This window comes from Nocardia sp. CA-129566 (assembly GCF_050956075.1).
GTDB lineage: Bacteria > Actinomycetota > Actinomycetes > Mycobacteriales > Mycobacteriaceae > Nocardia.
Genome location: NZ_CP192085.1, coordinates 6,094,507 through 6,113,529, shown reverse-complemented (window position 1 = coordinate 6,113,529; position 19,023 = coordinate 6,094,507). Strand labels below are relative to the sequence as shown.

Here is a 19,023-nt window from a genome sequence, read left to right as displayed (position 1 = left end):
TGGGCATTGACATGAACCCCGGTTGAGGTTGAAGGCTGGGGGCATGATTCGACCTCCTGAGTTCTGGAATTCCGTGTATGAGGATGGATCCGCGCCATGGGTGATCGGGGAGCCGCAGCCCGCGGTGCTCGAGTTGATCGAGCAGGGATGGATCCGGGGTGCGGTGCTCGATATCGGGTGCGGGGCCGGTGAGCACACCATCAGGCTGACCGAACTCGGCTATGACGTGCTCGGGGTGGACCTTTCGCCGAGTGCGATCGCCTATGCCGGGGCCAATGCGCGCGAGCACGGGGTGGTCGCGCGGTTCGAGGTGGCCGATGCGCTGGCACTCGGGGATGAGCCCCGCTACGACACCATTCTCGACAGTGCGCTGTTTCATGTCTTCGCCTTCGACAATGGCGATCCGACCGATTACGTCCGCAGTCTGCACCGGGTTCTGAAGCCCGGCGGTCTGGTCCATATCCTCGCGCTCTCCGATGCCGAACCGGGCTTCGGCCCGCGCATCGCCCGCACCGCGATCTCCGAAGCCTTCGGCGCGGGCTGGGAATTGGAAGAACTGAAGCCCGCCCGATATCGCGGACGTGTCAGCGAGGCGGTCGTCGAGGCCGCGGAACTCGGCCTCACCCCGGGCAGCATTGTCGATGAGGCGGCCTGGCTGGCCCGAGTGCGCCGCCCCGAACTCTCCTAGCGCTGTCCAAACACCCGGCCTGGTGGACTGTCATCGGATCACGCCAATTGCCTGCCGTGATCCGATCGCCAATGGAAAGGGTCACGCGTAATGACATTCACCCGTACCGGAATCATGCGAACCGCCGTCGCGCTCGGCGGTCTGTTGGCGGCGGGCGCGCTACTGGTTCCCGCGACGGCTTCGGCGCAGCCGGGTGTCGGCGGCGGACTGATCGAGACGACATGCACCTTCGCCCAAGTGGACGCGGCCATTCACGCCCAGGCGCCCGAGCTGGCCGAACGCCTGGACAGCCATCCCGAACGCAAGGCGAAGTTGCAGGAGTTCCTCGCCCTGCCGGTCGACCAGCGCAAGCAGCGCGCTCAGCAGTGGCTCGACAATCACCCGAATGCGCGGAACAAGATCGAGGAGAAGCGCAACTCGCCCGAGGGCCAGCAGAAGATCGATAAGCTGCGCGAACTCGCGAACAGCTGCCACAACTACTGACCCGAGCGCGGGCGGCGCTATCCGGCGCCGCCCGCCCGGTCAGTTCGGCAGGGTGACGGTGACGATCAGCCCGCCCTCGGGGCGCGCGGCCGCCCGGACATCGCCGCCGTGCGCATGCGCGACCGATCGCACGATCGACAGACCGAGTCCGGCACCGCGGCTGTTCGGTGCGTGGTCGGATTCGGCGATCCGATCGCCGGTGGCCAGGCGACGGAACGGTTCGAAGAGTCCCTCGACCTCGAAGGCCGGTACCACCGGGCCGGAATTCTCCACCACCAGTCGGCCTTTCCTCTCGATACTCACCGATCTGATTGCCACCCAACCCTTTTCGCTGACGTTATGGCGAATCGCGTTGTCCACCAGATTCTGCGCCAGACGTTCCAGCAGTACCGGATCGCCGGAAACCGGAGCCGCCGCGAGATCGGTGCGGATCTCGATACCGGCCCGCTCAGCGGCATCGCCGGCGACGATGACCACCCGACGGGCCACCTCGGCCAGGTCGACCCGGCTGCGTTCGATCAGCCGTTCCTCGCTGCTCGCGAGCACCAGGAGTCCGTCGATCAGCTGTTCATGCCGATGATTGACCTCCAGGAGCGTGGCTCCGAGGCGACGCGTCGACTCCGGCGCGTCGGGATCATCGAGTGCCACCTCGATCAGTGTGCGATTGATGGTCAATGGGGTGCGCAGTTCGTGCGAGGCATTGGCGACGAAGCGCCGCTGACCGTCGAACGCGCGATCCAACCGCTCCAGCATGGCGTCGAAAGTGTCGGCCAGATCCTTGATTTCGTCATCGGGTCCGGTCAGCGCGATGCGCTCGTGCAGGCTGCGATCGGCCACCCGGCGCGCGGTCGCGGTGATCTGCTGCAGCGGATGCAATGCCCGCCCGGCCAGTAGCCAACCCAGACCACCGGCCGCGATCCCGATCGCGCCGAGCGAGACCAGCGACCAGACCAGCATCGCCTCCAGGGTGTCGCGGCGTTCCTTGGCCGCCTGCGCGGTCAGTGCCTGATACAACTCCTCGGACACGATCGGGCGGTTGCGCTTGGCCAGGTACTCGCGCACAAGTATCTGGGCACCCATCCCGTGGCGCCGCCCCAGCGACCGATCGAGATAGAAGTACATCAGCGCAACCAGGATCGCCCCGGCGATGAAGAACGCACCGGCGTACAGCAGAGTCAGCCGCAGTCGAATGGTGCGGCCTCTCATCGGATGCGGTACCCCACGCCCGCCTCGGTCTCGATCACCGGCGGATCGCCCAACTTCCGGCGCACCATCATGATCGTGTACCGCACCACCCCCGTGAACGGATCGATGTTCTCGTCCCATGCCTTCTCCAATAACTGCTCCGCCGACACCACCCCGCCGTCGGCACGCAACAATTCGGCGAGCACCGCGAACTCCTTGCGCGACAACGAGATCGGCTCGCCCTCGCGGGTGACCGCCAGCCGATGCGGGTCGAGTCGAATGCCGGCGCGTTCGAGGACCAGCGGCGTCGCGGGCCGGGACCGCCGCCCCAAAGCCTGAATCCGGGCGACCAGTTCGGCGAAGGCGAACGGTTTGGTCAGATAGTCGTCGGCGCCGAGTCCGAGCCCGGCGACTCGCTCGGCCACCGCCGTCGCGGCCGTCAGCATCAGAATCCTGGCATCGCTGCCCGCCTCCGTCAGCGAGATGCAGACGGTATCGCCGGATACCGTCGGCAGATCGCGATCCAAAACGATCACGTCATAGTCGTTCACGCCGACCCGCTCCAGCGCATCGGCCCCGTCGTACACCACATCGACCGCCATCGCATGCCGTCGCAGCCCATCGGCTATCGCATCGGCCAGCAACCGCTCGTCCTCGACCACCAGTACCCGCACCCGACAATCGTGCCTGTTGGTGCTGTTAGGTCGCTGTGAGTGCGACATGCACTGATCAACTTGGCGATTTCGGTGCATGCGCCGTTGGGTAATGATTCAATCGGCTCGGTGTGTGCTCTGTAGTAGCTGATAGCAGTGAAAGGAGTTCAAATGACCTTGTCGGTCGCCGACCGCATATTCGTTCGCGTCAGTCGATTCCATACGGAGCGGATCGCTGCCGCTTGGGGCGGACGGCATTTGCTGCATGGTCGCAACCCCGTGCCGGGCGATGTCGTGCTGACCAGCAGCGACTATCTCGCCCTCGCCCACGAACCGCATATCATCGGCGCTATGTGCGCGGCGCTGCAGAACTGCGGCGGTGCGGCGCCACCATCCGGTGTCTTCGTGCACGGCGCCGATCATCCGCAGATCGTGCTGGAAATGGCGCTTGCCGAACATATGCGGGCAGCCGCCGGAATTCTGTGCCAATCCGGCTGGGATGCCACCGCCGGGTTGATGCAGTCGATCGCCGATCCACACACCCCGGTCTATGTCGATCACATCGCGCACATGTCGCTGTGGCACGGTGCGAAAACGGCTGGTGCGCCGGTGTATTCGTTCCGGCACAATTTTCCGGGCCATCTGCGCGACGAGATACGCAAATACGGTCCCGGCATCATCGCGGTGGATTCGATCTACAGCACCAATGGCAGTCGCTGTCCGCTGACCCAGATCTGTGACGTGGCCGACGAGACCGGCAGCGTGCTGGTCGTCGACGAATCGCATTCGCTCGGCACCGACGGGCCCTACGGTGCCGGCACGGTGGTCGCGCTCGGCCTCGCGGACCGGGTGCCGTTCCGAATCGCGAGCCTCGCGACGGCTTTCGCCGGACGCGCGGGATTCATCGCCGCGAACAATATCGATTTCGTCGACTACTTCAAGATGGAGTCCGATCCCTCGGTCTTCTCCGCGACGCTGCTGCCGCACGATATCGCGGGCCTGGCCGCGACGCTCGATGTCGTCCGCGTCGACGATTGGCGGCGGATCCGGCTGCGCGAGATCTCCGCCGTCGTACGCCGTGCCCTGATGGCACTGGAGTTCGATCTGGAGGGTTCGGCCAGCCATATCGTCGCCCTGCGGACCGGTCCGGACCAGCGCACCATCGCCATCCGCGACTTCCTGGAGGCCCGTGGCGTTTTCGGCTCGGTCTTCTGCTGGCCCGCCACCGCGCCCGAACGCAGCCTCATCCGGTTCTCGCTACACGCCGGGCTGACCGATATGCAGGTGGACCGACTCATCCAGGTCTGTGCCGAGGTCCGCAACACCTTCGGTGCCATCGCGCCGTATCGTCCCGAACAGCCGAGGCTCGCAACGGCTCCGACGCCACCGTCGCTGGTGCCGACCCCGTGAGACCGTGCTGCGGTGCTATACCCGAACAGCTTGCGCGGATACTGCCGTCGGCCGGATATCGCGCGGCAGGATCACCGTGAAGGTCGCGCCGCTGCCCGGTTCGCTGTGCACACTCACCCGGCCGCCGTGTGCCACGACGAGGGCCTGCACGATCGATAGGCCCAAACCCGTTCCGCCGCTGGTTCGGGTGCGGGAATCGTCGGTGCGGTAGAACCGTTCGAAAACTCGGGCGGCCGCCTCCGGTGTCAGGCCGGGGCCGGTGTCGATGACGTCGATGCGCACCGTGTCGGCGGATGGGGTGAGCCGCACGGTGATCGCCGCGGTGGCGGGGGTGTGGGCGAGGGCATTGCCGAGCAGATTCGCCAGCACCTGACGCAATCGCGCCTCGTCGCCGGTCACGTCCATGGTGCCGACGCCGGGGCGGATGTCCAGGGTGATCGGGCGTTTCGGGTCGCTGTGCTGCCGCGCCGCCATGGCCTGTGCGTTGTGCACCGCATCGCCCGCGAGCGCGAGCAGATCCACCGGACTGCGGTCGAGTGGGCGTTTGGCATCCAACCGGGCGAGCATCAGCAGATCCTCGACCAGCAGGCCCATCCGCTCGGCCTCACTCTCGATGCGGCCGACGACCATGTGGGCGTCGGTGCTCGCGCCCTGACGGTAGAGCTCGGCGAAACCGCGAATCGTGGTGAGCGGGGTACGCAATTCGTGGCTGGCGTCGGCGATGAACTGACGCATCCGGCGTTCCGAACGCCGGGCGTCCTCCTCGGATGCCTCGGTGGCGGCCACACCGTGCTGGATCTGCGCGAGCATCGCGTTCAACGACCGTGCGAGCCGGTCGACCTCGGTGTCGACATCGCGCACCGGGACGCGCCGGTGCAGGTCGCCGCCCGCGATCGCGGCCGCGGTCTCTTCGACCGTGCGCAGCGGGCGCAGGCTGCGTCGGACCACGAAATAGCCGACGACGCCGAGGGCGAGCAGTGCGGCGGCGCCGATGCCGAGTTCGAAGTAGATCAACCGCGATACCGTCTCCTGGTTATCGGTGAGCGGCAGCGCGATGGTGGTCGAGCCGAATTGGTTACTGGTGGTCAGCACGCGCCACTGCACCGAGGAGTCGTCGGTCGAGCCGATCGTTATCGGGACCGCTGCCGCGTGCCCCGCCACATCCGGCGTCGTATCGGTGCCCGCGATCGTCTCGGGAGTGCCCGAATAGAGCTGTCCCTCAGGGCCTTTGCGCAATTCGTAGAAGCGGCGCGGTTGATCGATGAACGGTCGGGGAACTGGCCGAGTGTCCGCCATATCGGCCGGAATCCATGACATCGCACCGTCATTCGTGACGATCTGGCGCATCAGGCGCGGCTCCGCCCACGACCGAGCCGCATCGTAGAGTTGCTCATCGGTCCGCGCGGTCAGCGATCGGCTCAGCGCGGAGGTCACCGCGAAGCCCGTGGCCAGCAGCACCAGTGCGGCCAGGAAGACCAGGGCGACAACGAGTCCCACCCGCAGCGGAATGGCCGATACCCGCCGGGCCAGCGCCTCGCGCAGCCTCATGTCCGGCTCGGCTGGCGCCGCGGGATCGCCCGCCGCCGGGCCACTTCCTCCAGACTGAGCGGTTTGGTGACGTAGTCGTCGGCGCTCGGCGTCAGTCCGGTGAGCTTGTCGTCGGTCCCGCTGGTCGCCGTCGCCACCTCGAACCCCTGAAATCGCAGACTCACCGCAAGGGGTTCGACAATCATCGGCTCATCGTCGACGACGAGAACGCGCGCTTGCGGATCGACTCTGCTCATTACCCCAGCGTCGCGCGACCAGCGTTGTCGAAGCTCAGGACCAGCTGGGGGTTTCCTGTGAGCTGCCCCGGAGCTCGGTTCGGCCGCGTAGTTCGCCGAGAGTTGTGCTACTGGGGCTCGGGGTGGAGTATGCGTGCGGCCGCCTGGATCAGGGTGGCGCGACTGTCCGGATCCTCGACATGGATCGCGAAGGCCAGCTCACCCGTATTCGCCAGCAGCCAGCCCTGTCCGCCCGTGATGGTGACATATCCGGAGCCGCCGAGCATCGGACGCAGCTGGTCGAGCACCTCGGCCGGTAGCGGTGCCGATTCGATCGAAGCCTTGGCCGGGCGTCCGATTTCGATCATCGGCGGGTTGATGCGCCCGCTGGCGATGGTGGCCGCGACGATCGCCATGCCGTATGGACTGGCCTGGATCTCGGTGGCCTGACTCCCGCGCCGGACCTGCTCGGTGCCCGGTGTCGGGATCCGTGAGGTCACCTTGTCCAAGCCCGGCAGCTCGAAATCGACGCCGATACCGAGCATGCGGGCGGCCTTGGTGACCTCGTCCACGGAAACGTCCTGTGGTGCCTTCCGCGCGATTTTCGCCGCGGCCGTGCGCAGCAATTCGGTAGTGCCGCCGATCGGGGCGAGTCCGGTGAAGGCCGATCCGTTCGCGCTGACCGCGTTGTTCTCCGCGGCGGCGACAATGGCTCCGGTCGCGGAGTTGATGACGACGGCGGTCGTCGGGTTCCCGACATAGTTCACCGCGTCCTGGGCGGCGCTCTGCCAGTGTGGATCCAGCGTCGCGGACACGTCCGGACCCGGTGTGCCCGGCTGTCCGGTGAGGTAGCCGATCGGAAGGCCGTCCCGGCCGGACAGCTGAACCGCCCAGCCCGCGCACCTGTCCCGGTTGTCCTGCCACACCACACGCAATGCGTCGAGCATGGGCGACTGCACCCGGCGGTCGGCGGCGATCAGCCGTGGCTGGGCCTTGGTCACTACTCCGGGTATCGGCGCGATGTCCGGTTCCAGGACCGCGAAATCGGACTCCCGCAGATTGACCGCGGCGACCGGCTTGCCCTGCGCGGCGGCCAGTTGCTCGCGCAAGGACTGCCCGGTGATCAGTGGGGCGATCGGCTCGATGGCCTTGGCCAGGGCGTCGGTGGTGGCGATCGGATTGGTGATGCGGGCCGGATCGAGCTTGACCGCATCGATGACCTGCTCGGTCATCAAGGTCTGCCCGCGGCTGTCCTTCACGATGGGCGGCGGAGGTGCGTACGCGCGGACCAGTTGAACCGTGCGGGTGTTGTCCAGGTGCGGAATAACGATGGTGGGATCCCAGGAGATCCGCCAGCCCGTCGCCAATTTCCGCACCGTGCCCTGGGACTCATAGCTCCAGTTCCGATCCTGCCCGAACGCCCATGCGCCATGCAGGGTGAAGATCGCCTGCCCGGTATCCAAGACGATGAATTGGATCAATTGGAACTCCGGCGTCCCGGGGCTCAATCCCTCGAATATCTGCCGTAAAGACACGACGGCATTGTTGGGCTGGGAGGTCAGGTTCGCGGCATTGTCCGCTTTCCGTTCGTTCAGCAGTTCGGTGAACTCTTCGACCGCGGCCCTGGCATCGTCGGGGTACTTGGCGAACGAATAGGCACACCCGCTGATCCCCACCGCGAGCACCATCGCGGCCAGCGCACTGAGCAGGCGACCGCACCTCATCGGTGGCGGTCCGGTGTTGAGGTTGCCATCGGCCACCATCGCGAACCTCGATTCTCGAGATCAAGCGTGCGATTTCAACGGCCGGATAACGGCCACCCGGATCCGGTAACTCCCCTGGAGGTCAAGTGATTCGACACTAACGGGGTGGCCGTGGGCGTTTCAGCGCTTCGATCCGATAGCTGCCAAAAAGCTATGGAGTCGAAACGCATCGCCGTGGCGGTTCGACGTTCGCGGGCCCGGGTGATGATGCGGGCATGCCGCCAAGGGGCGGAGGATGGCAGCTCCGCCCCTCGGCTATTGCCGGACTACGACTGCGTAGGCGGGCTGAAGACGCCGAAGTCGTTGCCGGAGGTGTCCTGGATGTGGGCGAAGATCAGCCCGTCCTTGCTGGTAACCGGTGCGACCGAGACCTTTCCGCCCAGTCGTTCGGCGGCGGCGACCGTGGCCGCCACGTCCTGCACGAGCACGAAGAAGGTGGCGTGGTTGTCCGAGGCGTCGGCGGTGTGCGCGATGCCGCCGCTCGGGCTCTCGCTTGCGGGATAGCTGACGTGGTCGTAGGCGTCGACATTGGGGTCTGCGTCGAAGGTCCACCCGAACAGGTCGCCGTAGAACTTCTTCACCTCGTCGGGCTTATCGCTGCCGACCTGGAACCAGGCCACCGTGTTGAAGGGGGGAGTGCTCACTTATCGTCTCCTCGGGATCGGTGATCGTTGTCTTGCCCGACCACGATCACCCGGCTGCGCGACAACCCCCTGTCGGTGTTTCCCGCGATATGCCGCTGTTCACAGCGCGACGGTGCGCAGCTGGAGATCGTCGGGGATATCGGATCCGGTGTCGTCGAGGGCGCGCTGCGCGATCGCCAGATCGGTCATTGTCACCGCGCCGATGCGGTCCAGCCGGAAACAGCGGGACTCCTCGCGCAGCCGACACCAGGCGATGAGATACCAGCCATTGGAGCCGCTGAGGAATGCGGTCGGCTCGACCTCGCGTTCACTGTGCTCGCCGAAGCGATCCGCATAGCTGATCCGCAGCACCCGTCCCGCTTCGATCGACTGCGCGATAACCGACGGGATCGCTTGGGCGGGCGGCGCGTCCACCGGCTCCATCAGTCGAATCCGCGCGGCCAGCGCGCGGGCGGCGGCGGCATTGCGATCCGACATCACCGCAAGTATCTTGCGCAAGGCGCTCTGCCCGGCCTGCTCGAACGGCATCGCCTCACTGCGCGCCAACGCGACGGCGAGCGCGACCGCCTCGGCCGGGGTGAAGTTGAGCGGCGGCAGCGACATGCTCTTCTCCAGCGCGTAACCACCGCGCCTGCCGACATCCGCGTAGATCGGAATGCTCGCCTGTTGCAGGGCCGCGATATCGCGTTCGATCGTGCGAACGCTCACCTCGTACCGTTGCGCCAATTCACGCGCGGTCCGCACGCGCGGCGCCACCGCCCGCAACTCCTCGACGATCGCGTAGAGCCGATCCGTTCGGTTCACGCCGCCACCGTAGCGCCCACCACTGACAGCAAGATGTCGCGTTGGTGTGCGGTTGTCGCCTATTGGACACCGCCCCGACTCTTTGCGCGCCCCACCGCGCGATCGGAATTCATGGGTTGGCGGCGGTGGATCGTCATGCTGTCCGCGCCATTTCGCGCGCTCGTTCATCGCTGTCGCCGCGTATGTCGCCCCCGCCCGAGAATTACTCCGACGAGTGTCAGCAGCTGCTGAACTGTTGTCCCCACGACTCGAGTTTGCGCCCGGGGCAACACATTTGGGTATCGGTTCGGGTGATCACGGCGGCTGTCGCATATCTGGTGACCGCCTCGCGCAGTGCGGTGTGTGCGAGGGTGCCACCGGATATGCGACAGCGGCTGATGGATCGGCTATCGCCGGGAGACGAGCATGGGCTCGTGCAGGTCGAAGAATTCGACCTCGCCCATGAGTTCGCTCTCCTCTTCGAACAGCGACCGCAGATCGTCGGGGATCTCCAGCTTTTCGTGCGCGCGGGCTTCGGCTTCGGAGGTGAAGTACACGGCCTCGACATACCCGTCGTTGCCGTAGGTCGCCAGGGTGCCGCCGAGGATCTCCGGGCGCAATTGCTGGATGCGATCGGTGCCCTGCGAGAGGAGTTCGCGCATGCGGCGCTGATCGGAGGTGTGGCCCTCCATGATCTGTACGAAACCGGCCTGGTCGGAGCCGCCGCCCAGCCACTGCGTCACTTCGGGGCAGTCCATGAAGGTGACCGGACCGTCGAAGCACTGTTCGGTTTCGGCCCACCACGCACCCTGCTCCGGACGGGCGCTATTGCGTCGCGCCGCTTCCTCGGATTCGAATCGCGCCAAGGCGATGAAGGTCCCGTCGTTGCACAACCCGCTGGTCGTGCCGAGGTAGCCGGTGGCGCCCGGTTGCAATTCCTCGTTCCACCGATCCATACATCGACGTAGTCGATCGGCATCTGCGACCTTGCCTTGAATGACCTGGATGAACATCGAGTCCTCCTCGTGCGGAGGGATCACTCCGCTGTGTCGCGGGGGTGACGCGTCGTGGTCCACCGAGGGCAATGCGACCGCACGGCCCGCGAACGCGGCCACCGCACAGCTAATGGTTCGCCGCCGCGCAGCCGAACGCAAGAGCGCAGCCGGTACGCAAGCCGACCGGTGGCGGCTCAGCGCAGGGCGAGGGCGAGGAAGAAATCGACGCGGTCTTCGAGGCGGGATAGGTCTCGGCCGGTCAGCTCCTCGATGCGTTGGATTCGATAGCGCAGGGTGTTCACGTGGACGTGTAGTAGCTCAGCGCATTTGGTCCAGGAGCCGGAGACCTGGAGGAAGGTTTCCAGGGTGTGGACCAGGTCGGCGCGGTTCTCCTGGTCGTAGCTGCTGAGCGGGTCCAGCAAACGCAGGCGGAACATGCGGCGGACCTCATCGGGGACGCTGGCCAGCAGCAGCATATGGGTGGCCAGTTCATCGTGGCCGACGACGCTGGTGGGTTGGTGACGGCCTTCGGCGAGGCGGCGGGCATAGCGGGCTTCTTCGACCGCACCGCGCAGGCCTTCGCCGTCGACAATGCCGCTGACGCCGATGGATAGCCGGGCGCGGTGCAGGCCGGGGGCCAAAGAGGTTACGGCGCGATGGATTTCGGTGATGATGGCGCCGTTGGGGTCGGCGGGGATCAATGCGATGGCCTCACCGTCCACCACACCCGCGGCCGGCCTTTTGCCGTAGAGGATTTCGCGGAGCAGGACGCGTAATTCGCCGGGGCGCAAGGCATCCGCCTCGGCTCCGGCGGCCACGGCGATATAGGTCTCGGCGGGGCCGAGGCCGGTCAGCTCGAGGCGGGAAATGATTTCGGCCGGTTTGGCATCGGAGACGATGAGTTCGATGAGTTCCTGAGCCAGGCGGCCTTCGGCGCTCTGCCGGTCGTCGAGGCGGGCGCGTTCGAGCGAGACGACGGCGGCGAGTTCGCCGGTCAGCGTGCGGCGTTCTTCCGGCCAGTCCTTGCAGTCGCCCTCGAAGACCATGAACCAGTCGGCCGCGCGGGAGGTGCTGTGCTCGTCGACCGCGAACAGTGAGTAGCGGGCCTTATCGTGAACCAGCACGTGGGGCAGGCGGCGCGCGTTCAAGAAGGCGGCCGTGACCTCGACCGGCGGCGGCGAGACCGGCCCGGCGACCACGCGTCCGGTCGAGGAGACCACCCAGCACCGCATCCCCAGATCGCGTTCGATCAGCTCCAGCACCGATCCGAGGCCGGTACCCGAGACGAGCTGGCGGTGGCGGTCGAGGATCGCGGTCAGATCGGCGGCCCGCCCGGTGGACAGATTGCGGGTCAGCGTCTCGGTGACCTGGGCGAACGCGACGTCCTCGCGCACACGGAACAGCGGGATCCGGTACCGCCGACAGGCCTCGACGACATCGGGCGGCGCCCCGCCGTAGCGGGCGTCGCCCGCGGCGAGTCCGGCGACGCCGGCCCGGGCCAGCGCGCGCACAAAGGTCTCGCTGTCCTGCGGTTCGAGCCGCCATTGCAGGCCGGTCAGCACCAGCTCACCACCGGAGAGGTAGCGGCTCGGATCCAGCATGTCGGTGGTCACAACCCAGCGCACGAAACGGTCGAGCTCGTCCTCTCCGGTGACGAGCTCGAGACCGAGATCCATGGTGAGAAGTGATCTAAGTCGCACAGCGCCGAGGCTAACAGCCAATTCTGAGGCCGCCCGTAGGCACTTTGGATATTCGCACAAAACGGCCCGTGTGAACTGGCGCACACTTCAGATTTCTGGGTCCTAGCAGCGCTGATGAACGGCGGGTGTACTTACGGCATCGCAAAACAAGCTCGAAATGGGAGATCGGATGTCAGGTGAGATCGGATGGCTCAACGCGCTGCCACCGGATCAGGCCGAGGCGGAATTGCTGAGCTGCTGTGCCTCGCATGTCTGGGCGCAGCAGGTGGCGGCGCACCGGCCCTACGTGGACAGCACGAGCCTGATGGCCGCCGCCGTCGCCGGGGTGCGGGAGCTGAGCTGGCCGGATATCGAGCAGGCGCTGTCGGCGCATCCGCGCATCGGCGACCGCGCGAAGGCGGGCACGCACGAGCGCGAGGCGAAGTGGTCCGCCGGTGAGCAGTCGGGGACCGCCGGTGCCGACCGGCAGGTCCTCGCCGATATCGCCGCGGGCAACCTGGCCTATGAGCAGCGGTTCGGACATGTCTTCCTGATCCGCGCCGCCGGCCGCTCGGCCGAGCAGATCCGCGCCGAACTGCGCAGGCGCCTGGCGAATACCGCCGAGGGTGAACGCATCGCCACCCAACGCGAACTCGCCGATATCACCCGGCTGCGGATTCGAAAGCTGTTGGAGGACAAGTGAGTCTGTCCACCCATGTGCTGGACGCGGCATCCGGCCGCCCGGCCGTGGGGCTGGCGGTGCGGCTGGAAAAGGCCGACGGCACCGTGCTCGCCGAGCGTCGCACCGACGACGACGGGCGCGTCAAGGATCTGCCCGCCCCCGAAATCGGTGCGCACCGGCTGATTTTCGATACCGGTGGCCTCAGCCCGTTCTACCCGTCGGTGACCATCGACTTCCGCGTCGCCGACCCAGCCGAGCACTACCACGTGCCACTGCTGCTCAGTCCCTACTCCTACTCGACCTACCGAGGTAGCTGAACAATGTCGATCAAGCTCGGGCCGAATAGATACGGCAAAGCGGAAAACCGGGTCGTCCGGGTGACGAAAACCGGTGGCATCCACGAGATCCGGGATCTGAACGTCGGTGTGGCGTTATCCGGTGACATGGACGAGGTTCACCTGACCGGTGACAATGCGACGGTCCTGCCGACCGACACCCAGAAGAACACGGTCTTCGCCTTCGCCAAGGAGCACGGCATCACCTCGCCGGAGGCGTTCGGTCTTTTGCTGGCGCGGCATTTCGTCGACTCGCAGCCGCCCATCCACCACGCACGGGTCTCCCTGGAGGAGTACGCCTGGGAGCGCATCGTGGTGGGCCCCGGCGACAAACAGCATTCGTTCGTGCGCTCCGGCCAGGAGACCCGCACCGCACGCGTGCACTACGACGGCGAAAACGCCTGGGTGGTCTCGGGTTTGACGGGTCTGGTGGTGCTCAATTCCACCGGCTCGGAATTCCACGGCTACATCAAGGACAGCTACACCACGCTGCAGGAGGCCTACGACCGGGTGCTGGCCACCGAGGTCAATGCGGAGTGGCGTTTCGCGAGCGAACCGGGTGATTGGGACAAGGCCTACCGCGAGGTCCGCGGCGCGCTGCTCGGCGCATTCGCCGACACCTACAGCTACTCGCTGCAGCAGACCCTCTACGCCATGGGCGACCGAGTGATCAGCGCGGTCCCCGAGGTCTGCGAGGTCCGGCTGTCGCTGCCCAATAAGCACCACTTCGTGGTGGATCTGTCGGGCTTCGGACTGGAGAACGACAACGAGGTGTTCTTCGCCGCCGATCGGCCCTACGGCCTGATCGAAGGCACCGTGCTCAGCGAGGACGCGCCCGCGCCCGGACCGGCCTGGGAGTGACGATGGATTTCCTACGACCCGATACCTGGACCGAGGCGTTGGCGCTGAAGGCCGCGAATCCGGAGGCCAAGCCCATCCAGGGCGGCACCGATGTCATGGTCGAACTCAATTTCGACCACGGCCGTCCGGCGGCACTGCTCGACCTGAACCGCTGTCGCGATCTGTTCGACTATTCGACCGAGGCCAACGGCCAGATCCGGATCGGCGCTGGCGTCCCGTACGTGCGCATCATCAACCGGCTCGGCCGGCAGCTGCCCGGCCTGGCGCAGGCCTCGCGCACGGTCGGTTCGCCGCAGATCCGCAACCGCGGCACGGTCGGCGGCAATCTCGGCGGCGCGTCTCCGGCCGGGGACGCCCATCCCGCGCTACTGGCGGCCAATGCGGTGATCGAGGTGGAATCCGCCGCGCGCGGTACCCGGCTGATCCCGATCGACGACTTCTACGTGTGGGTGAAGAAGAACGCACTGGAGCCCGACGAGCTGATCCGCGCCATCTGGCTCGAGCCCGCCACGGGACCGCAGTACTTCTCCAAGGTCGGCACCCGCAATGCCATGGTGATCGCGGTCTGCGCGTTCTCGATCGCGCTGCACCCCGATACCCGCACGGTCGGCACCGGCATCGGTTCCGCCGGACCGACTCCGCTGCAGGCGGGCCCGGCCGAGGAGTTCCTGGCCGCCACCCTCGACTGGGATGACCCGTCCCCGTTGTCTTTCGAGGTCGTTCGCGAATTCGGCGAACTGGTCTCGGCCGCCGCCAAGCCGATCGATGACGTGCGCGGCACCGCGGAATACCGCAAACATGCCCTGACGGTGCTGGCCCGCCGCACCCTGTCCTGGGCGTGGACGGACTACCTGGCAGAAAGAAGGAGGGCAGCCTGATGCGTGTGACCTTCGACGTCAACGGCTCGAGAGAGAACGTCGACGATGTGTGGGAGGGCGAGAGCCTGCTGTATATGCTCCGCGAGCGGATGGGCCTGCCCGGCTCCAAGAATGCCTGCGAGCAAGGCGAATGCGGTTCGTGCACAGTCTATTTGGACGGCACCCCGGTGTGTTCCTGTCTGGTGGCCGCGGGGCAGGTGCAGGATCGCTCGGTGCGTACGGTCGAGGGGCTCGCCAAGGGGGCGAAACTCGATCCGATGCAGGAGGCGTTCGTCGAGGCCGGTGCGGTCCAGTGTGGTTTCTGCACACCGGGACTCATCGTGCAGGCGCACGACCTCATCGAACGCAATCCGAATCCGTCCGATGTGGAGATCCGCGAGGCGCTCGCCGGAAACCTCTGTCGTTGTACGGGATACGAGAAGATCCTCGACGCGGTGCGACTGGCCGCGGCACGTAAGGCGGGCAAATGAGTTCAGCATCGCGTAGCGATTCCGTGAGGGGTGGCGGTCGGGCGACGGGCGGGCATACGGGGCCTAAGACTGTCATCGAGAACGCGTACATCGCGCCGGTCGTCGGGGAGGAGATCGCGTCCGGATACGTCGTCATCGCCAATGGCCGTATCGAATCCCTCGGCGCTGGTCCCGCGCCGATCGTGCCGGATGCCGAAAGGATCGACGGCACAGGCTGTTTGGTTACCCCCGGTCTGGTCAACACCCACCACCACCTGTACCAGTGGGCGAGTCAGGGCCTGTTCCAGGACTCGACCCTGTTCGAATGGCTGACCGGTCTCTACCGCACTTGGGCGCGCATGGACGCCGACGTCGTTTACGGCGCGGCTTCCGCTGGTCTGGGTTGGCTGGCGCTGACCGGCTGCACCACCAGCAGCGATCACCACTACATCTTCCCGAAGGGTCGCGGCGACCTGTTCGAGGCCGAGGTGCGCGCGGCCAGCGAGATCGGTCTGCGCTTCCACCCGTGCCGCGGTTCGATGGATCGTGGGCAGAAGGACGGCGGTCTGCCGCCGGACGAGGTGGTGGAGAGTCGCGACGAAATCCTCGCCCACACTGCCGAAGTCATCGACAAGTACCACGATCCGTCGTTCGATTCGATGCTGCGCGTCGCGGTCGCGCCCTGTTCGCCGTTCTCGGTGAGTGAGGGTCTGATGGTCGATTCCGCCACCCTCGCGCGCGCCAAAGGTGTTCGGCTGCACACCCATCTCGCCGAGACGCTCGACGAGGAAGAGCACTGCATCGAGCAGATGGGCTGCACCCCGGTCGAATATATGGAAAAGCTCGGCTGGCTCGGTGAGGACGTCTGGTTCGCCCACGCCGTGCACCTGCACGATGCCGATATCAGTCGCTTCGCCGAAACCGGCAGCGGTTCCGCGCACTGCCCGAGCTCCAATGCCCGACTCGGTGCGGGTATCGCCCGGGTCAGCGATCTGGTGGCCGCCGGTGCACCGGTGGGACTCGGCGTCGATGGCGCGGCCTCGAGCGAACTCACCTCGATGGCCGGAGAAATGCGTCAGGCCATGCTGTTCCAGCGCGCGGTCAATGGGCCGACCGCCTTCACCGCACGCCAGGCACTCGAGATCGGCACCCTCGGCGGCGCTCGTAACCTGGGCCGCCACAACGAGATCGGCAGTATCGAACCCGGCAAGCTCGCCGATCTGGCCGTCTGGCGGGTCGATGGTTTCCGTTCGGCGATCGAAGATCCGGTCTGCTCCTTGGTTTTCGGACCGACACCGCCGCTGGCCCGGCTGCTCGTCGGCGGACGCACCGTCGTGGAGAACGACGAATTGCGCACCGTCGCACCGGATGTGGTCGGCCGGGCCGGAGTCGCGGCCCGCAAACGGCTGATGCGACAGGAGGCATGATGACCATCCCACGGACCACCCGCTTCCCAGGCCAGGTCGTCGCGCCGGGCAAGGGCGGCATCGGCGAGAGCCCGCTGCGTCCCGACGGCACGCTGAAGGTCAGAGGCGAGTTCGCCTATTCCTCCGATCTGTGGATCGACGGCATGCTGTGGGGCGCGACCCTGCGCAGCCCGCATCCGCGCGCGATTATCCGCAGTATCGATATCGCGCCCGCACTGGCGATGACCGGTGTGCACGCCGTGCTCACCCATGAGGATGTGCCCGGTCGCAAGGTGTACGGCCTCGACCACACCTGGGATCAGCCGGTCCTGGCCATCGGCGAGGTGCGCCACCACGGTGAACCCATCGCCCTGGTCGCCGCCGACCACCCCGAGATCGCCCGGCGCGCACTGGCCGCCATCGACATCGATTGGGAGGTACTGGAACCCATTACCGATCCGATGGCGGTGATCTCGGCTCCGAAGCGGCTCGCGGTGCAGGAGCGCGGCGGTATCGCCCGCCACCAGCCGGTGCGCGTCGGCGATATCACCGTGGGCCGCGCACTGGCCACCGTAGTGGTCGCCGAGGAATTCGAGGTCGGCATTCAGGACCAGGCCTTCCTCGGCCCCGAATCCGGCCTGGTGATTCCGGCCGAGGACGGCGGGCTCGACTTCTACGTCGCCACCCAGTGGATGCACAATGATCTGTCCCAGATCGGTCCGTGCCTCGGCCTGGCCGACGACCAGATCCGCATGACCATGGCCGGTGTCGGCGGAGCCTTCGGTGGCCGTGAGGACCTGTCCATGCAGATCCACGCGGGCATGCTGGCCATGCGCACGGGCAAGCCCGTCAAGATGGTGTACAACCGCGAGGAGTCGTTCTTCGGGCACGTGCACCGGCACCCGGCGAAGATGCTCTACGAATACGGTGCCAATGCCGCCGGAAAGCTCACCTACGCAAAGGTTGTCATCGTCCTCGACGGTGGCGCGTACACCTCGGCGACGCTGAACGTCACCGGTAACGCATCCTCGCTCGCGGTCGGCCCGTACGAGATCCCGCATATCGAGATCGACGCCTATGGTGTCTACACCAACAATCCGCCGTGTGGTGCGATGCGTGGATTCGGTGCGGTCCAAGCATGTTTCGCACACGAGTCGATGATGGACAAGGTCGCCGAGGCATTGGATCTCGATCCGGTGCGCGTGCGCCAGATCAATGCCGTGTCCCAGGGGTCGAAGTTGGCGACCGGTCAGGTGCTGCATGCGCCGACGCCGATGGCGCAGATGCTGGAGCAACTGCGGAATATGCCGATGCCCGCGGATCTGGATGCTTCGGATATCCGGAATCTGCCCGGTGGTGCGTCGCAGACGACGCATGGTGAGGGTGTGGTGCGTGGCGTCGGCTATGGCGTCGGCATCAAGAACATCTGCTTCTCCGAGGGTTTCGACGACTATTCGACGGCGCGGGTGCGGCTGGAAGTCATTGCCGGAGAACCGGTTGCGCTCGTACACACCGCCGCCGCGGAGGTCGGTCAGGGCTTGGTCACCGTGGAGGCGCAGATCGCGCGCACCGAGCTCGGGATCGAGCGGGTGACCATTCATCCCGCCGATACCGCGGTCGGCGACTCGGGTTCGTCGTCGGCATCGCGGCAGACATATATGACCGGTGGTGCGGTGAAGGCCGCGTGCGAGGCGGTGCGGCAGCGCGTCCTCGCCCTCGCCCAGGCCCGCTTCGGCCCGCATCTCGGGCTGCGGCTGATCGGCGGCAAGGTCGTCGCGCCGACAGGGGAGGTGCTCGCGGCGATCGTCGATGTCCTGGATGAGGGGGCTATCGAAGAGACCCGCGAGTACCACCACCGCCCGACCACCGGTGTGGATCCCGTTACGGGACAGGGCAATAGCCACACCCAGCTGGCGCTGTGCGTACACCGCGCCGTGGTGGATGTGGACACAGACCTCGGCCTGGTGAAGGTCGTCTCCCTGGACGCGGTCCAGGACGTGGGCAAGATCATGAACCGCCTGTCGCTGGAGGGCCAGATCCACGGCGGCTCCGTCCAGGGGCTCGGCCTGGCGGTCATGGAGGAAATTCAGGTCGAAGACGGCAAGGTGCGTAACCCGTCCTTCACCGACTACCTGATCCCGACGATTCTCGATACGCCGTCACAGCGGCTGGAGATTCTCGAAAATGCCGATCCGCACGCCCCCTACGGGCTGCGCGGCGCCGGAGAGCCGCCCACGCTCTCCTCTACCCCCGCGATTGCCGCCGCGATCCGTGACGCGTGCCGATCGCGGGGTGGAAACGTGCACATCAACCGAGTGCCGGTGCGACCGGAAGACATCATCCGGAGCAGTTGATCAACAGGGGCA

The 19,023-nt window shown here is 66.4% G+C and carries 18 protein-coding genes and 1 pseudogene; 10 read left to right on the top strand and 9 right to left on the bottom strand.

Annotated elements, in window-relative coordinates; translation table 11 throughout:
• Positions 1-43 precede the first annotated feature (43 nt).
• Positions 44-688, top strand: coding sequence for a class I SAM-dependent methyltransferase (locus ACQP0C_RS26620; protein WP_433724196.1), 645 nt, complete (start codon positions 44-46; stop codon positions 686-688).
• Positions 689-778: 90 nt separating this feature from the next.
• Positions 779-1,171 carry a hemophore-related protein gene (locus tag ACQP0C_RS26615; protein WP_433679047.1) on the top strand — a complete coding sequence of 131 codons (393 nt, stop codon included), beginning with the start codon at positions 779-781 and terminating at the stop codon, positions 1,169-1,171.
• 39 nt (positions 1,172-1,210) lie between these two features.
• Here the strand turns inward: ACQP0C_RS26615 and ACQP0C_RS26610 are convergent, their stop codons facing one another.
• Positions 1,211-2,377 carry a sensor histidine kinase gene (locus ACQP0C_RS26610; protein WP_433724194.1) on the bottom strand — a complete coding sequence of 389 codons (1,167 nt, stop codon included), beginning with the start codon at positions 2,375-2,377 and terminating at the stop codon, positions 1,211-1,213.
• Positions 2,374-3,030: a response regulator transcription factor gene (locus ACQP0C_RS26605; protein ID WP_433724192.1), complete on the bottom strand. Its 657-nt coding sequence runs from the start codon at positions 3,028-3,030 to the stop codon at positions 2,374-2,376. The genes ACQP0C_RS26610 and ACQP0C_RS26605 overlap by 4 nt, the downstream gene beginning before the upstream one ends.
• 150 nt (positions 3,031-3,180) lie before the next feature.
• Here ACQP0C_RS26605 and cqsA point away from each other — a divergent pair, with 150 nt between their 5' ends.
• Positions 3,181-4,419: an alpha-hydroxyketone-type quorum-sensing autoinducer synthase gene (gene cqsA / locus ACQP0C_RS26600; protein ID WP_433724190.1), complete on the top strand. Its 1,239-nt coding sequence runs from the start codon at positions 3,181-3,183 to the stop codon at positions 4,417-4,419.
• A 15-nt stretch (positions 4,420-4,434) separates the two neighbouring features.
• On the opposite strand, the gene ACQP0C_RS26595 is transcribed toward cqsA, so the two are convergent.
• The 7 genes and pseudogenes from ACQP0C_RS26595 to ACQP0C_RS26565 all read right to left on the bottom strand — a co-directional run bounded on the left by ACQP0C_RS26595 (position 4,435) and on the right by ACQP0C_RS26565 (position 12,067).
• Positions 4,435-5,967: a sensor histidine kinase gene (locus ACQP0C_RS26595; protein WP_433724188.1), complete on the bottom strand. Its 1,533-nt coding sequence runs from the start codon at positions 5,965-5,967 to the stop codon at positions 4,435-4,437.
• A gap of 14 nt (positions 5,968-5,981) precedes the next feature.
• A pseudogene (locus tag ACQP0C_RS26590) lies at positions 5,982-6,203 on the bottom strand (DNA-binding response regulator); the annotation flags it as partial.
• A gap of 107 nt (positions 6,204-6,310) precedes the next feature.
• Complete coding sequence (locus tag ACQP0C_RS26585) at positions 6,311-7,945, bottom strand: NTF2-like N-terminal transpeptidase domain-containing protein (protein WP_433724186.1); 1,635 nt, start codon at positions 7,943-7,945, stop codon at positions 6,311-6,313.
• A gap of 266 nt (positions 7,946-8,211) precedes the next feature.
• Positions 8,212-8,589, bottom strand: a complete 378-nt coding sequence (locus tag ACQP0C_RS26580) for a VOC family protein (RefSeq protein WP_433679040.1) — start codon at positions 8,587-8,589, stop codon at positions 8,212-8,214.
• A 99-nt stretch (positions 8,590-8,688) separates the two neighbouring features.
• Positions 8,689-9,393 carry a helix-turn-helix transcriptional regulator gene (locus ACQP0C_RS26575; RefSeq protein WP_433724184.1) on the bottom strand — a complete coding sequence of 235 codons (705 nt, stop codon included), beginning with the start codon at positions 9,391-9,393 and terminating at the stop codon, positions 8,689-8,691.
• Positions 9,394-9,779: 386 nt separating this feature from the next.
• Positions 9,780-10,385 carry a hypothetical protein gene (locus tag ACQP0C_RS26570; RefSeq protein WP_433724182.1) on the bottom strand — a complete coding sequence of 202 codons (606 nt, stop codon included), beginning with the start codon at positions 10,383-10,385 and terminating at the stop codon, positions 9,780-9,782.
• Between the two features lie 176 nt (positions 10,386-10,561).
• The gene (locus tag ACQP0C_RS26565; RefSeq protein WP_433724180.1) at positions 10,562-12,067 is read right to left on the bottom strand and encodes a PucR family transcriptional regulator; all 1,506 of its coding nucleotides are present in this window, start codon (positions 12,065-12,067) and stop codon (positions 10,562-10,564) included.
• Positions 12,068-12,236: 169 nt separating this feature from the next.
• On the opposite strand from ACQP0C_RS26565, the gene uraD reads away from it, so the two are divergent.
• Genes uraD through ACQP0C_RS26530 form a run of 7 tightly spaced genes read left to right on the top strand, consistent with a single transcriptional unit; the run spans position 12,237 to position 19,011 of the window.
• Positions 12,237-12,749: a 2-oxo-4-hydroxy-4-carboxy-5-ureidoimidazoline decarboxylase gene (uraD, locus tag ACQP0C_RS26560; RefSeq protein WP_433724178.1), complete on the top strand. Its 513-nt coding sequence runs from the start codon at positions 12,237-12,239 to the stop codon at positions 12,747-12,749.
• Positions 12,746-13,045 (top strand): hydroxyisourate hydrolase, encoded by a 300-nt coding sequence (gene uraH / locus ACQP0C_RS26555; RefSeq protein WP_433724176.1) that lies wholly within the window; start codon positions 12,746-12,748, stop codon positions 13,043-13,045. The genes uraD and uraH overlap by 4 nt, the downstream gene beginning before the upstream one ends.
• Before the next feature lie 3 nt (positions 13,046-13,048).
• Positions 13,049-13,924: a factor-independent urate hydroxylase gene (gene pucL, locus ACQP0C_RS26550; RefSeq protein WP_433724174.1), complete on the top strand. Its 876-nt coding sequence runs from the start codon at positions 13,049-13,051 to the stop codon at positions 13,922-13,924.
• A gap of 2 nt (positions 13,925-13,926) precedes the next feature.
• On the top strand, positions 13,927-14,802 hold the full coding sequence (locus tag ACQP0C_RS26545; protein ID WP_433724172.1) for an FAD binding domain-containing protein: 876 nt from the start codon (positions 13,927-13,929) through the stop codon (positions 14,800-14,802).
• Entirely contained in the window at positions 14,802-15,272 is a 471-nt protein-coding gene (locus ACQP0C_RS26540) for a (2Fe-2S)-binding protein (protein WP_433679032.1), read from the top strand. Before ACQP0C_RS26545 ends, ACQP0C_RS26540 begins: the two co-directional genes overlap by 1 nt.
• Entirely contained in the window at positions 15,269-16,678 is a 1,410-nt protein-coding gene (locus ACQP0C_RS26535; RefSeq protein WP_433724170.1) for an 8-oxoguanine deaminase, read from the top strand. Before ACQP0C_RS26540 ends, ACQP0C_RS26535 begins: the two co-directional genes overlap by 4 nt.
• The gene (locus tag ACQP0C_RS26530) at positions 16,678-19,011 is read left to right on the top strand and encodes a xanthine dehydrogenase family protein molybdopterin-binding subunit (RefSeq protein WP_433724168.1); all 2,334 of its coding nucleotides are present in this window, start codon (positions 16,678-16,680) and stop codon (positions 19,009-19,011) included. The genes ACQP0C_RS26535 and ACQP0C_RS26530 overlap by 1 nt, the downstream gene beginning before the upstream one ends.
• Positions 19,012-19,023 lie beyond the last annotated feature (12 nt).

Coding starts and splice junctions, on each gene's coding strand:
- ACQP0C_RS26620 (WP_433724196.1), top strand. CDS start 44: ATGATTCGACCTCCTGAGTTCTGGAATTCCGTGTATGAGGATGGATCC.
- ACQP0C_RS26615 (WP_433679047.1), top strand. CDS start 779: ATGACATTCACCCGTACCGGAATCATGCGAACCGCCGTCGCGCTCGGC.
- ACQP0C_RS26610 (WP_433724194.1), bottom strand. CDS start 2,377: ATGAGAGGCCGCACCATTCGACTGCGGCTGACTCTGCTGTACGCCGGT.
- cqsA (WP_433724190.1), top strand. CDS start 3,181: ATGACCTTGTCGGTCGCCGACCGCATATTCGTTCGCGTCAGTCGATTC.
- ACQP0C_RS26595 (WP_433724188.1), bottom strand. CDS start 5,967: ATGAGGCTGCGCGAGGCGCTGGCCCGGCGGGTATCGGCCATTCCGCTG.
- ACQP0C_RS26585 (WP_433724186.1), bottom strand. CDS start 7,945: ATGGTGGCCGATGGCAACCTCAACACCGGACCGCCACCGATGAGGTGC.
- ACQP0C_RS26570 (WP_433724182.1), bottom strand. CDS start 10,385: ATGTTCATCCAGGTCATTCAAGGCAAGGTCGCAGATGCCGATCGACTA.
- uraD (WP_433724178.1), top strand. CDS start 12,237: ATGTCAGGTGAGATCGGATGGCTCAACGCGCTGCCACCGGATCAGGCC.
- pucL (WP_433724174.1), top strand. CDS start 13,049: ATGTCGATCAAGCTCGGGCCGAATAGATACGGCAAAGCGGAAAACCGG.
- ACQP0C_RS26545 (WP_433724172.1), top strand. CDS start 13,927: ATGGATTTCCTACGACCCGATACCTGGACCGAGGCGTTGGCGCTGAAG.
- ACQP0C_RS26540 (WP_433679032.1), top strand. CDS start 14,802: ATGCGTGTGACCTTCGACGTCAACGGCTCGAGAGAGAACGTCGACGAT.
- ACQP0C_RS26535 (WP_433724170.1), top strand. CDS start 15,269: ATGAGTTCAGCATCGCGTAGCGATTCCGTGAGGGGTGGCGGTCGGGCG.
- ACQP0C_RS26530 (WP_433724168.1), top strand. CDS start 16,678: ATGACCATCCCACGGACCACCCGCTTCCCAGGCCAGGTCGTCGCGCCG.